Below are 13,340 nucleotides of genomic sequence, written 5' to 3' on the forward strand. Positions count from 1 at the left end.
GCTTTCCATGTTGCGAGCCGGCGATCGCCGACGCGCTCGTGTGCCGCATCCGCCGCATGTCGGCGGAGAGGCTGCCGGGCGCCACCAGTCCAAGGCTCCGGCACGCTCGACCCGGCCACTGACGTGTGGATCACCCGCCCGCTCGAGTCGGAATTCCGTGAACCCTCTCCGGAGTGTCAGTGCCGGTCCGTACGCTCGAGAGCATGGTGGGGGACGAACTGCACGAAGAACCACAGGAGGAGCGGTCCGACGATGGGAGCGCCAGCGAGATCTGGCAGCGGCTGAGCGCCTACGCCTACCTCAGTGCTCCCGAGCGGCTCGAGTACGTGGCCGTGATGCGGGTCTTCTGCGGCACCCTGCTCGCGGACCTCGCCGTACCCGATGTGGTCGGCAAGCTGGCGCAGGCCGGGCATCCGGCGGCTTCGCTGGGTGCGGAGACGTTGACCGCTCGGCTCGAGCAGCTTGTGCGCTGGGGCAATCTGCTGCGCAGCACGCACACGGTTACGGCGAGCAGCATTGCCGAGTATCAGCGTTCCCGGTCTCGCTACCAGCTGTCCAAGTTGGGTGAACGGGTGCAGCGCGACGCCGACGAGGTGCTGGCGGCGGGGGACGCCGCGCGTGAGGTCAGCAGTGAGCTGCTCACCCTCGTCGACCGCGGGCTCCAGGAGCTCGCTGCCCTGGCGGCCGCGCCGGGTGGGGCCGATCCGCAGCAGGCGCTGGAGAAGATCAGCACTCTCTTCGCGCAGTTCGCCGAATTCGCTGAGTCCGTGCGGGACTTCTACGCCTACCTGGGCCAGGTTCTCGCCCGTTACGACCTCGATGGCGCCGAGTACCAGGGGTTCAAGGAGCTTCTGCTCGACTACGTGGAAGCGATCACCGAGGACGTGTCCTTCCGCGCCCCGCGCATCGCCGCCCACCTCCGGGCGATCTGGCCGCACCTGCCCATGCTGTTGAGTCGTATCGACGCCCATGCGTCCGGCCTCGGTGCCCTCTCCGACGCCTTGCCCGAGACTCGGGTGCAGCGAAGTCGGGGGCGGGAACTGGCCGACTGGGAAGGGCTGCGCGACTGGTTCGCGAGCGGCGATGGTCACGGCAGCCAGGTGGACCAGCTTCGGGACGCCACCCTGCGCGCGCTGCAGTCGCTTCTCGCGAACGCCAAGCGGATGCTGCGCTCGGCGTCGGGAGAGATGTCCCGCCGCAAGGACCTGCTCAGGCTTGCCGCCTGGTTCGACGCCGCGGAGCCCGAGGAGGCCCACGACATCGCGGTGGCCGCCTTCGGGCTGTACGGGGCACGGCATCTGGGCGTGGCGCCGGATCCCGATCTGTCCGTACCGGCGTATGTGAGCTGGTGGACCGGGCCTGTCGTGGACGTGCCGGTGGCGTTGCGCGAGCGCGGCAGCCGAGCCCCGCGCGGGCGGTCCGCCGCGGTGGAGGATCACGGCGAGCAGAAGCGACGCCTCATGGCAGAAGCACGCGAACAGGCCGCCGCACGCCAGGCCGCCGCCGCCGAACTGCGCAGCGCATCCGGCCGGTTCGACCAGGTGAGGCTCGGCTCCGCGGCCATGCGGCTTCTGCTGGAACTCCTCACCGCCGCTCTCGGCAACGCCCAACTGCAGACGAAGGCGGGTGACTTGCACCTTGATGGCGCCCAGGCGGGGGATGTGGACCTGGGCATCAGGCTCACGGCCTGGCGCACCCCGGGCAGGCACACCCTTCTGCGTTCCGTGGACGGCGATCTGACCGTGGACGATCTCAGCCTGGCCGTCGAGAGCACCTCCGCGTCCTCCGCGTCCTCCGCGTCCTCGTCGTCCTCGTCGTCCTCCGCGTCCTCCGCGTCCTCCTCGGCCGAGGAGGCGAGCGCCTGATGCCCCTGCCCTCCGCCCACGACGTGGCACTCGCCGCTGAACGTCGTACCGCCGCACGCCTGCTGTTGGCCCACCCCCTGGTCACCAGCAGCGGTCCGCACAGTGACACCTTTCCGCTGATCCGCCGGCACGCCGACTGGCTCGCCCAGCGATTCCAGCAGGTGTTCGGCTACCGGCTGCTGGTCGAGGCGTCGTACGCCCGTCTGTTCAAGGCCGGCCTCGGACCCGGCTCCGGTCACCGCCTGGAGCGGCCGTCCACCGGGACGCCGTTCACGCCACGGACGTACGCCTGTCTGACCCTCGCCCTGTCGGTCCTCGTCACCGCCCCCGAGCAGCTGCTGCTCTCCCAGCTCGTCGCCGACCTGAGGGCCGCGGCCGTGGACGCAGGGATCGAGATCAGCGACGCCGGGCGTCAGGCGGAGCGGCGCACGCTCGCCGCCGCGTTACGGCAACTCGTCGACTGGGGCGTGCTGACGGAGACCGAAGGGCACGTCTCGGCCGTCGCCGAGGAGCGGGGTGGCGAGGCGCTGCTGACCGTGGACCGCGAGATCGCCCGCGCGGTCGTCGCCGGACCGCTGGCCCAGAGCCGAGACGGCGCGGACCTCGTCCGTCGCGCCGCCGACCCCGGTTTCGGCGGCCCGCGTACGTACGTGCGCAGACGTCTCGTCGAAACACCTGCCGTCCACCTCGACGACCTCACCAGTGCCGAACGGGAGTGGCTGCGGACGCGGCAGCGGCGTGAGTCGCAGGCCTTCTCCGAACTGCTCGGTCTGGAGGCGGAGATCCGCGCCGAGGGCATCGCCCTCGTCGACCCCGACGGCGACCTCACCGACCTGCACCTGCCCGGCACCGGCACCGTCGCCCAGGCGGCCCTGCTGCTGGTGGGACGGCTGGTCGACCGACTGCGGCCCGAGGACCCCGGCCACCCGGCCATCGGTGGCAGGCTGGTCATCGGTGTTCCCGTCCCGGACGGTCTGTTGGCTGAGCTGCTCGACGAGCTCGTCGAGGAGTACGGCCGACGCAGCAACTGGCAGCGAGGCCTCCTGGAAGACCGGGACGGGCTGCTGGCCGCCGTCCTCGACCTTCTGGTCCGCATGCGCCTGATGGCGCCCGCCGGTCCGGTACGCGCCGACGGCCACGGCCTGCCCGAGGGATACGAGGACGCGGCGCTGGACGGCCGGTCCGTCACCGATGTCTCGGGCGCCCGCGGGCAGGACGGCACGGACGGCTGGGTGCTGCTGGCCGCGGCCGCCCGGTTCGCCACGACGGTGGCCGTCACGTCCCGTACCGAACACCCGCAGGCAGGCGATGTCTCCACGGTGGCTGTCACGTCCCGTACCGAGCAGCCGCAGGTGGGCGATGTCTCCACAGTGGCCGTCACCTCCCGTACCGAACACCCGCAAGCACACGACGTCTCCCAGCCCCCCGAGGAGCCGACTCGGTGAACCGCCCCCCTTCCCCGCACCGCTACCGTCTGCACCGCGCCGGCATCCGGAACGTCTGGCAGTACGACGAGCAGGAGTTCGCCTTCGGCGACGGCCGCCTGCTGCTGCGCGGCAAGAACGGCGCCGGCAAGTCCAAGGCCCTGGAGATGCTGCTGCCCTACCTCCTCGACGGCGACGCCCGCGCGCTGGACGCGACCGGCACCGGGCGCACCACCCTCCTCTGGCTCATGCTGGACGGATTCGAGCAGACCAACCGGCTGGGCTACCTGTGGGTGGAGTTCGCGCGCACGGACGAGGAGGGCAACGACCACCACCTCACCCTCGGAGCGGCCATCCGCGCCTCCCAGTCGACCAGGACGGCCAAGCCGTTCTTCTTCGTCACCTCGCTGCGGGTGGGCCAGGAGTTGCAGTTGGCCCCCGCCGGTCAGCCGCTGCCGCTCGACCAGCTCAAGTCGCTCGTGGGCCCGGACAACGTCACCGACCGCGCCGTGGAGCACCGGGCCCGGGTCGCCCGCCACCTGTTCGGCCTCACCGATCCGGCGCGCTACCGCAACCTGCTGCACCTGCTGCACCGCCTGCGCCGCCCCACCATCGGCGACCGCATCGACGCGGGCGGTCTGGTCTCCGTCCTCGCGGAGACGCTGCCCGCGCTCGACGACGAGGTCGTGGAGAAGGTGGCCCGCAACCTCGACGACCTGGAGACCGTACGGACCGACCTCGGGCGCCTGGAGCGGACAGACGAGGCCCTGCGGACCTTCCTGACCAGCTACCGCGGCTACCTGCACGGGACGCTGCGCCGCCGGACCGACGAGGTGAACGGCGAGCTGGAACGGCTTGCGGAGCATCGGCGGCTGGCCGGCGAGGCGCTGAAGAAGGTGGCGAGGCTCCGCACCAGCGAGGACGAGCTCACCGCCCGCCTCGACGTGCTCACGGCGGAGAAGGACGCGGCCGAGACGGACCTCGCCGCCCTGCACGCCAGCGCCGCCTACCGCAGCTTGCAGGAACTCGGCGAGAAGCGTGCCACGGTATCCGCCCTGCACAGCGCGGCAGCGACCGCCTTCAAGGCACTGCGTCAGGCGCACAGCACTCAGGAGGAGACGGGACGGCGGCTCACCGAGGAAGCCGGACGGCTCGGCGCGGAACTGGCCGAACTCGACACGGCACACGGCGAGTTGCTGCGCGAGGCGGAGCGGTCCCGGCTCGACCCCGTGCATCTGGGTGACCCCGGGGCCGTCACCGCCATCCCGCTCGCGCGTGCGGCGGCGGCCGAACTCACCTCTCCGGACGGCGACTTCCACCTCGTGCGGCACAGCGAGGTGCTGGCCGTCGACACGGCGTCCTGCACGGACGCGTTGCATGCCTGGGACGCCCAACTGCAGGCCGCGGGACCGGTGATCAGGAACCGCACGAGGGCCGTGACCGAGCTGAACGCGCTCATCGACACGGCACGCCGGGCCCAGGCAGAGGCGCACGAGGCCGATGCGGCCCGGGAGAGCCTGGAGGAGCAGGCGGACGAGGCGCGTAAGCAGGTCGCGGACCGACGGCAGGAGACGGCACGCGAAGGAGAGGCCTACGCAGACTCCGTACGCACCTGGACCGAGCGGCTGCGGAGCCTCACCGGCGTCGCCCTCGACGCCGTACACGCCCTGATCGCCCACGATCCGGCAGAAGCTCCGCTGCCCGCCCAGGCCCCCGACGAGGTGGCCGACACCGCCCGGTCGGCCGTCGGACCGTGGCTGGCGGAACTGGGCGAGCAGCGCGACGCGCGTGCGGTGGTGATCCGCGAGCTGGCCGCCGAGCAGGACCGCCTGCAGCGTGAGCGGAACGACTGGGAAGCCCGCACCGACCCCGAACCCGCGCCCCCGCCCCACCGCTCGGCACCGCGCACCCCCGGCACCGGCGCTCCCCTGTACCGGCTCGTGGACTTCGCCGACGACCTCGAGCCTGCGGCCCGGGCGGGCCTGGAAGCCGCCCTCGAAGCGAGCGGCCTGCTCGACGCCTGGGTGTGCGCCGACGGCGCCGTCGTCGACCCGGCCACGCGGGACACCCTCCTCACCCCCGGCACACCGCCCGCCGGACCCGTGGCTGCCGAGGTGTTGCGCCCGGTCACGGCACCGGACAGCGGCGTGACGACCGAACAGGTCGAGCGCGTGCTCCATGCGGTGGCTCTGGTCACGGACGGGGCAACGGGCGCTGCGGCGGAATCCGTGATCGGCACCGACGGCTCCTGGAAACTGGGCATTGCCCAAGGCCGTCACACCAAGCAGACCGCCGAATACGTCGGCGCGGAGGTCCGCGCCGAGACCCGCCGCCGGGCCCTGGCCGAACTCGACCGGCAACTCGTGGACGTACGCACCGAGTTGACGCAGCGGACACATGACCTGCGAGTCCTCACCGAGCACCGAGAGCAAGTCGCCGACGTGCTGAGTCACCCGCCCGCGGCACGCCCGCTGACCGATGCGTGGGCCCGTACCGCCGAGGCCGAGCGCACCGCTCAGGTGCTGGTCGGCAAGGCGTCCGCGGCCGCCCGCGAGGCGGAGCAGGCGCGCGGCCGCGCGGTCGCCGCCCGGCGCGAGGCCGAGGCGACCGCGAGCGCCAACGATCTCCCGGCCGACCCGGCCGCGCTCGACTCCGTACGTCTCTGCCTGGACCGCCTCGGCACGGGGGCATCCCGACTCCGCAGGCGGTTGCGCGCGGTCATTTCCTCCGCCGACGCCCATCGCCAGGGTCGCGAAGGCTACGAACGCGCGCTGACGTCCACTCGAGAAGCGGAATCCGACTACGCCGAGCCGCTTGCCCGCCTGGATGCCGCGCGCCGCACGGTCCAGGGGCTGGAGGAGGCCCTCGACGCGCCGGAACAGGAGATCCTCGCCCGCGAGGACGAGGCGAAGCGGCGCCTGGAGGCCGTCGGGCGCCAGCTCCCGGGCGCCGCACGTGACCTGAACGCCGTGCACGACGAACGCGTGCTCGCGGAGGGGGACGAGAGGACCAGACGAGAGGCGCTGGCCACGCAGGAGGCAGAGGCTGTCGCGAGTGGCCGGAAGCTGCGTACCGCGCTGTCCCTGCCGGGCGTGATCCGGGGAGCCGGCCTCGACATGCCGATGCAGGGCGGGGGATACGCGGCCGACTTCTCCGGGGAGGGCGGGAAGTCCTCCGCCGAAGACGGCGAGGAGCCTGCCGCCTCCAAGGACGGCCGGGAGCTGTCCGCCGAGGAGGGCGGCGCTCACCCCTCCCAGGACCGCCGGGAGCTGTCCGCCGAAAGCGCCGACGCTCACCCCTCCGGGGACGGCCGGGAGCTGTCCGCCGAGGACGGCGACGCTCACCCCTCCCCGGACGGCCGGGAGCCTTCCGCCGTGAGCGCCCCCGCGCACCCCTCCCGAGACCGAGACCGCGCACCCGACCGCATCAAGTCCCTGCGCCTGCTCGTGGACGCCGTACGCAGCCGTCTGGACGCCGAGCGGCGCGATGTCTCGGACACCGCGCTCCTCAACCGTCACACGGACCTGCGCGACCAGCTCTCCGGCGGCTACGACGCCACACTGGAGGAACACGACGGCATCAAGATCTGCCGTTTCGTCGACGACCACGGCCTGCACGACATCGCCGCGGTCGGTGAGCGCGTCGCCGCCCAGGCGGACGAGGCCCGCGCACGGCTGACGGAGCGCGAGCGGGACGTGTTCCAGCGCTTCCTCACCGGGGAGCTGGGGGACCACCTCTCCGCCCAGGTCCTGTCCGCCGGCGCGCTGGTCGTCGCGCTGAACGGCACGCTGTCCACGGTCCGTACGTCACACGGGCTGGGCGTCACCCTCGACTGGAAGCTGGCGGACGGCGTGGAGGCCGACGTCAAAGCGGCGGTCGACCTCCTGCGCAGTCCGTCGGGCCTGCGCACCCACGAACAGTCCGACCAGCTCCGGGACGTGCTCCAGCGCCGTATCGAGGACGCTCGCCGCGCCGACCCGGGCGCGGGCTATGCCGCCCATCTGCGCGCCGCCCTCGACTACCGGGACTGGTTCACCTTCACGCCCTGGGTGGTCAACGACGCCGCCCCCGGCAGCCGCCGCAAACTCTCCGGCCGCACCGGCCTCAGCCAGGGCGAACAGCGAGTCCTGTCCTACCTGGTCCTGTTCGCCGCCGCGGCCGCGCACTTCACCAGCCTCGCCGAGGCGGCCCCGCACGCGCCTCGGCTGATCCTGCTGGACGACGCGTTCGCCAAGGTCGACGAGCCCACCCACGCGCGCCTCGGCCGCATCCTGGTCGACCTGGACCTCGACTTCGTCCTCACCAGCGAGCGCCTGATCGGCAACTGGCCCGACGTGCCTTCCCTGCACATCTACGAGTGTCTGCGCGATCCTCATGTGAGGGGTGTGGCGACCCTCCACTACACGTGGAACGGGCGGCAGCGGCGGCTGGTGTCGGTATGACGGACGCCCGAGCGGAGCACGCGCCGCCGCTGTCCGCCGAAGCGCTGGCGTTCCTGACCCGGCCAGGGCTGAAGCGTCTGTGGGCGCTGGCCCGTACCCGCCTCGAACGAAGCGGCCTCCAGCCGGTCGGCGCGATCCGACTCCAGGACCTCGACGGGGAAGAGCGCGAGACCCTCTCCCTCCTTCTGGCCAGACCGGTCACCGGTCCCACCGTCTCCATCCGTCTGCCGGACCTGGACGCGCGCCTGCGTACCAGTGCGGTCGGCCGGAGCCTGGCCGCGACCCTGACCGAGCTGGGCCCGCCGCTGACCGACCGGCGGGCGGTGCGGGACGCCGCGCAGGCCGAACGCACCCGGCTGTGGTCCGCGACGGAAGCGGCCCTCGCCGCAACACCACTGGCAGACCAGGCATGGGCCCGGCAATGGCTGGAGGAGGTACGGCGAGGCGGCACGCTGACACGTCGGCCGTCCGGCAGCACCGCCCTCACCACCATCACCCAGGCCATCGACACCCTCGCGACTCTCTTCCCCGGCACAGGAACGGATCCGACGCCCGCCGGCTGGGGGCGCGGTGAACTGGCCACCCGCACGACCGGTTCGGCCCACGGCCTGGACGACGGCACGCTGCTGGCCCGCCTGGTCCAGCGCGGCATAGCGGTGGCCCGCGGTGTGGACTTTCCCAGTGACGCGCCGGGCCGCCGCGCTCTGTGGCGGCAGGCCTCGGTCATTCCCGACGAGGTCTCCAGCACCGTGCTCACCTACGGCCTCCGGCCGACCGGCGTCACCTGGCAGGAAGCAGCCCTGCGCCAACGCGCCGATCACCGGCTGGAGGCGCACCTGACGCTGCGCGAACTCCGCTCCCTGCAGCTGACGTTCCCGCCGGGCACCCGCATCCACGTCTGCGAGAACCCGCGCGTGGTGGAGGCCGCGGCGGACGCTTCCTGCACCGCACCCCTGATCTGCACCTCGGGCAGTGCCGCGACGGTGGTCCTCACCCTCTTGGACACGTTGTCGGCGGCCGGCTGCGCCTTCGTCTACCACGGTGATTTCGACTGGCCGGGCATCGCACTCGCCAACCGGGTCATGGGGCGGTACCAGGCGGAACCGTGGCGCATGGCGGCGGCGGACTACGAATACCTCGCGACGCGCGCCGAGTTGCACGGTACGCCGCCGCTTCCCCTGACCGGCACACCGGTCGAGGCGGCCTGGGACCCGGAACTGGCCACGACCATGGACGCTTTGGGCGTCGCTGTGCATGAGGAGGCAGCGCTGGATCTGCTCCTGGGTGATCTCGCGGGAGCTTGAGCGTTCCCGACATCGCACCCTCTTTCCTACGGCACGATTGAGATCGCACACGCAAGCACACCCCCGGGAGCTGGGCGAAATGGTCACCGGCGGCCTTACCGAGGCGAGCCTCAGAGCACGGGCCGGAGCCAGGTCCTTCGATCGCGGGCTCGGATACCTCGACGCCGTCTCCGCCGTGGAGGTCGGTGACGGCTGGGTCACCGCGACCGTCCACGGCACCGAGCGTTACGCCGTGGAGCTGACCTTCGACGACGCGGACGATCCAAGCGGGCTCTCGGGCGAGTGCGACTGCCCCTACGGCCAGGAAGGCAACTTCTGCAAGCACTTGGTCGCGCTCGGGCTGAAAGTCCTCGCCCAGGGGGCGAGACTGCCGCAGCAGCGCGAGGCGGCCCGGCGCCGAGTGCGGGACCTCGACGCGTGGCTGTCCGCCCTGTCCAAGGACGAGTTGCTCGCCCTTCTGCGTGAACAGGTCGGTGAGGACCCCAAGTTGCGGCATCGCCTTGAGCTCCAGGCCGCGACCTCCCGCGGGGATCTCGCCGAGGTCACCTCCCGCATCCGTGAGCTTCTCGACATCGGTCCCTTCGCACGCTACGGGTACGTCGAGTACGCCGACGCCCGCGCCTACGCCGACCAGGCGGGGCAGGCGGTGTCCGCGATCGGCTCACTCATCCGCTCGGGCCGGGCAGCCGACGCGCTCTCCGTGGCACGGGAGGCGATGCGGCTGCTGGCCGACGCGGCGGACAGCGTGGACGACTCCGACGGGTGGCTCGGCCAGATCGGTGACGGATTGGCTGACGCCCATCTCGAAGCGTGCCGTGCGGCACCCCCGGACCCGCAGGAACTCGCGCGCTGGCTGGTCGGACACGCGCTCGGCGCGTTGGACGACGGGCTCACCGAGATCGACCCGCTCGACTACGCGGACATCCTCGGCGGACCGGGCATGTCCACCCTGCGTGAGCTGGCGATCGAGGCGTGGCGGAGCAAGCGCACGGGCTGGGCGGAGAAGTCCCTGATGGAGCGTCTGGCCAAGGCGGGCGGTGACATCGACACGGTGATCGCCGTGTACGCGGCCGACCTCGCGGCGAACGGTCACACGCACCTGGTCATCGCGGGCGAACTGGACGGGGTGGGGCGCACCGAGGAGGCGTTGCGCTGGGCGGAGCGCGGCATCCGTGAGGCGCGGGACCTCGCCGCCGTGGACACGGCCCTCGTCGACTACCTCTGCGACCGCTACGCGCGAGCGGCGCGGCTTTCCGATGCCGTCGCCCTGCGCCGCGACCACTTCCGCGCCCGCCGCACCCTGCTGACGTACCAGCAGTTGCGCACCGCCGCGCGGGCGGCCGACTGCTGGCCGGCCGAGCGTGAACAGGCGCTGACCTTGCTGCGGGCCGATGCCGAGCGGCAGCTTCCGGGGCGGTACGGCGGCCCCGTCCTCGTCGACGTCCTGCTCGACGACAAGGACGTCGACGCGGCCTGGCGGGCCGCGACCGTCACCGGCGCCGACGACCGGCAGTGGCTCGTCCTCGCCGACCAGGTGCGAGCCGACCGTCCCGCCGACGCGCTCGGGATCTACCTGCGCCTGGCCGAACCGCTCACCCGGCAGACCGGCAACACGGTCTACGAGCGGCTCGTCAGCCTGCTCCTGAGCATCCGCGACTGCCACCGACGCCTGGGAACACCCGACGAGTTCACCGCGCATGTCCACGCTCTGCGCGCCGCCCACAAACGCAAGCGGAATCTGATGCGACTGATGGAGGAGCACGGAATGTGAACCGAGGTGCCGCAAGCCCCCTAAGACCCGGCCCGGGAGCCCAGCGACCGCTTACGCACCCGGGCCAGATGTCCCTCGAACACCTCCCGGGTGTCGGGCGTGAGCGTGCGCAGGGCGAGCAGGGCCGTGATCACGACGTCGCACAGTTCCGCCTGTACGTCGTCCCAGGTGTGCGTGACGCCCTTGCGCGGGTTCTGCCCGGTCGCCCCGATCACCGCCTCGGCGACCTCGCCGACCTCCTCCGACAGCTTCAGCATGCGCAGGAGCAGGCCCTCCCGGCCGCCGACCGGACGGTTCGCGTCCAGCCAGGCGTACAGGTCATCGATGCCGGACCACAGGTCGGCCGAGGGAGGCGTGGCGGTCTGTTCAGTCATACGGCGAGACTGTCACGCCCCACTGACAACGCCCCACCGAGGGCGCTCCACTCACGGCATCCCCGGCCGGGGAACCCTCAGCCCGAGAACTCGTCCTCGAACAGGGCGACCTGCTCGCCCTCCCGCTCCTCGCGCAGCCGCTTGTTGCGCATGCCGACGACGACCGCCGTCCCCGCCGCCGTCGCCGCGAGTGCCGCCGGGACCATCCAGCCCCGGTCGAGGACATGGCCGAGCGCGTGGTCCAGGGAGAGCCGCCCCGGACCGCTGACCGCGATGCCGGCCGCGGCCAGGCCCAGGGTGGCGGCGTACTCGTAGCCGCCGCTCGCGTTGAAGAAGCCGTTGGGGGTGTGCACCGCGGCCGCGCCGGTCATCGCGCCGGCCGCCGCCGCGCCCGCCGCCGGGGTGGCGAGGCCCAGCGCCAGCAGGGCGCCGCCGCCCGCCTCGGCCAGGCCGGCCATCCTCGCGTTCGCCTCTCCGGGCCGGTATCCCACGGACTCCATGAACTGTCCGGTGCCCTTGATACCTCCTCCGCCGAACCAGCCGAACAGCTTCTGCGCGCCGTGCGCGGCGAGCACCCCGCCGGCACCCAGCCGGAGCAGGAGCAGGCCCAGATCACGTCGGTCGTAAGAGCTCACGGTGTCTCCCGTAACAGACAGCAGGAACAGTCCCCTCCCGCGTGTCCACCGTCGCACCCCGCACACGCGGTGGGCCTGTCCGGGCCGCCGTTCGGGTGGCGGGGTGCCGGGAGCGGTGTGAGTCTGACGGTCATGACGATCCAACCGAAGAACCTCAGCGACCCAGCCGTCCGGGACTTCGTGGCCGCTGTCAACGCGCACGACCGGGCGGCGTTCATGGACCTGCTCACCCCGGACGCGACCATGGCGGACGACGGCACCGACCGTGACCTCGACGACTGGATCGACCGGGAGATCTTCTCCTCCAACGGTCACCTGGAGGTGGACCGGGAGTCCGACGGCGGCCACGCCCTCCTCGCCCGCTACCGCAACGACACCTGGGGCGAGATGCGCACCCGCTGGCGCTTCGAGGTCGACGACAACGGCAAGATCCGCCGCTTCGAGACGGGCCAGGCCTGAAGGTCCCTCTCCGCGCCGGGGCTTGCCCTGAAGCGCGCTTCAACCCCTAGCGTCTGCCGTCATGGACGCAACGGAGACGAACCTCAGGCCTCTCGGCCGCAGCGGTATCGACGTCAGCGCCCTCGGCTTCGGCTGCTGGGCCATCGGCGGGGAGTGGACCGATCCGGACGGACAGCCGCTGGGCTGGGGCCGGGTCGACGACGAGGAGTCGGTACGGGCGATCCGGCGCGCCCTCGACCTCGGCGTCACCTTCTTCGACACCGCCGACACCTACGGCGCCGGGCACAGCGAGCGCGTCCTCGGGCGCGCGCTGGGCAGGCGTCGGAGCGAGGTGGTCGTCGCCACCAAGTGGGGCAACGTCTTCGACGAGGAGACCCGCATCCTCACCGGCGGCGACGACTCCCCGGCGTACGCCCGTCGCGCCCTGACCGCCTCGCTGCGGCGCCTGGACACCGACTACGTCGACCTGTACCAGCTGCACCTGTCGGAGGCCGACCCCGACCGAGCGGCCGAACTCCGTGACACTTGCGAGGAGTTCGTGCGCGAGGGGCTCGTCCGGGCCTACGCCTGGAGCACCGACGATCCCGCCCGCGCCGCCGTCTTCGCCGAGGGCGCCCACTGCGCTGCGGTACAGCATCGGCTCAATGTGCTGCAGGACGCGCCCGAAATGCTGGCGCTCTGCGCGGAGTCGGGGCTCGCGAGCGTCAACCGCAGTCCGCTGGCGATGGGGTTGCTGACCGGGAAGCGGGCCGCGGGGCAGGCGCTCGGCGCGGGGGACATCCGCGACGCGCCTCCGGCCTGGCTGCCCGGTTTCGCGGCCGGGTCCGGTGCGGATCCCGAGTGGCTGAAGCGGGTGGAGGCGATCCGGGAGGTCCTGACCAGCGGCAGCCGTACGCGCGCCCAGGGCGCGCTCGCCTGGATCTGGGCGCGCGGTCCGCACACGGTGCCGATTCCGGGGTTCCGCACGGTCGCGCAGGCCGAGGAGAACGCGGGGGCCCTGGCGAAAGGGCCGCTCACCGACGCCCAGTTGGCCGAGATCGACGGCCTCCTGGGGCGGTGAGCGGCC

The 13,340-nt window shown here is 72.3% G+C and carries 9 protein-coding genes; 7 read left to right on the top strand and 2 right to left on the bottom strand.

The genetic code is table 11. The features are described from left to right. Positions 1-203: 203 nt before the first annotated feature. From ACWDRW_RS07570 to ACWDRW_RS07590, 5 genes are all read left to right on the top strand, one after another. Positions 204-1,865 (top strand): TIGR02677 family protein, encoded by a 1,662-nt coding sequence (locus ACWDRW_RS07570; RefSeq protein ID WP_451721348.1) that lies wholly within the window; start codon positions 204-206, stop codon positions 1,863-1,865. After that, positions 1,865-3,310, top strand: coding sequence for a TIGR02678 family protein (locus ACWDRW_RS07575; RefSeq protein WP_451721350.1), 1,446 nt, complete (start codon positions 1,865-1,867; stop codon positions 3,308-3,310). Before ACWDRW_RS07570 ends, ACWDRW_RS07575 begins: the two co-directional genes overlap by 1 nt. Next, positions 3,307-7,731 (top strand): TIGR02680 family protein, encoded by a 4,425-nt coding sequence (locus ACWDRW_RS07580; protein ID WP_451721352.1) that lies wholly within the window; start codon positions 3,307-3,309, stop codon positions 7,729-7,731. The genes ACWDRW_RS07575 and ACWDRW_RS07580 overlap by 4 nt, the downstream gene beginning before the upstream one ends. After that, positions 7,728-9,035 (top strand): TIGR02679 family protein, encoded by a 1,308-nt coding sequence (locus tag ACWDRW_RS07585; RefSeq protein ID WP_451721354.1) that lies wholly within the window; start codon positions 7,728-7,730, stop codon positions 9,033-9,035. The genes ACWDRW_RS07580 and ACWDRW_RS07585 overlap by 4 nt, the downstream gene beginning before the upstream one ends. Positions 9,036-9,114: 79 nt before the next feature. Beyond that, positions 9,115-10,806: an SWIM zinc finger family protein gene (locus ACWDRW_RS07590; protein WP_451721356.1), complete on the top strand. Its 1,692-nt coding sequence runs from the start codon at positions 9,115-9,117 to the stop codon at positions 10,804-10,806. 20 nt (positions 10,807-10,826) lie between these two features. Here ACWDRW_RS07590 and ACWDRW_RS07595 read toward each other — a convergent pair whose 3' ends face one another. Together ACWDRW_RS07595 and ACWDRW_RS07600 are read right to left on the bottom strand one after the other, a co-directional pair. After that, on the bottom strand, positions 10,827-11,180 hold the full coding sequence (locus ACWDRW_RS07595; RefSeq protein WP_451721358.1) for a MazG-like family protein: 354 nt from the start codon (positions 11,178-11,180) through the stop codon (positions 10,827-10,829). Between the two features lie 77 nt (positions 11,181-11,257). Beyond that, positions 11,258-11,815, bottom strand: coding sequence for a DoxX family membrane protein (locus tag ACWDRW_RS07600; RefSeq protein WP_451721360.1), 558 nt, complete (start codon positions 11,813-11,815; stop codon positions 11,258-11,260). Positions 11,816-11,947: 132 nt separating this feature from the next. Between ACWDRW_RS07600 and ACWDRW_RS07605 the strand changes: the two genes are divergently transcribed. Both ACWDRW_RS07605 and ACWDRW_RS07610 read left to right on the top strand, forming a co-directional pair. After that, positions 11,948-12,274, top strand: a complete 327-nt coding sequence (locus ACWDRW_RS07605; protein WP_451721362.1) for a nuclear transport factor 2 family protein — start codon at positions 11,948-11,950, stop codon at positions 12,272-12,274. Between the two features lie 61 nt (positions 12,275-12,335). Further along, the gene (locus tag ACWDRW_RS07610) at positions 12,336-13,334 is read left to right on the top strand and encodes an aldo/keto reductase (protein ID WP_451721364.1); all 999 of its coding nucleotides are present in this window, start codon (positions 12,336-12,338) and stop codon (positions 13,332-13,334) included. The last annotated feature ends 6 nt before the right edge of the window (positions 13,335-13,340 follow it).

Source organism: Streptomyces sp. NPDC003635 (assembly GCF_053587635.1).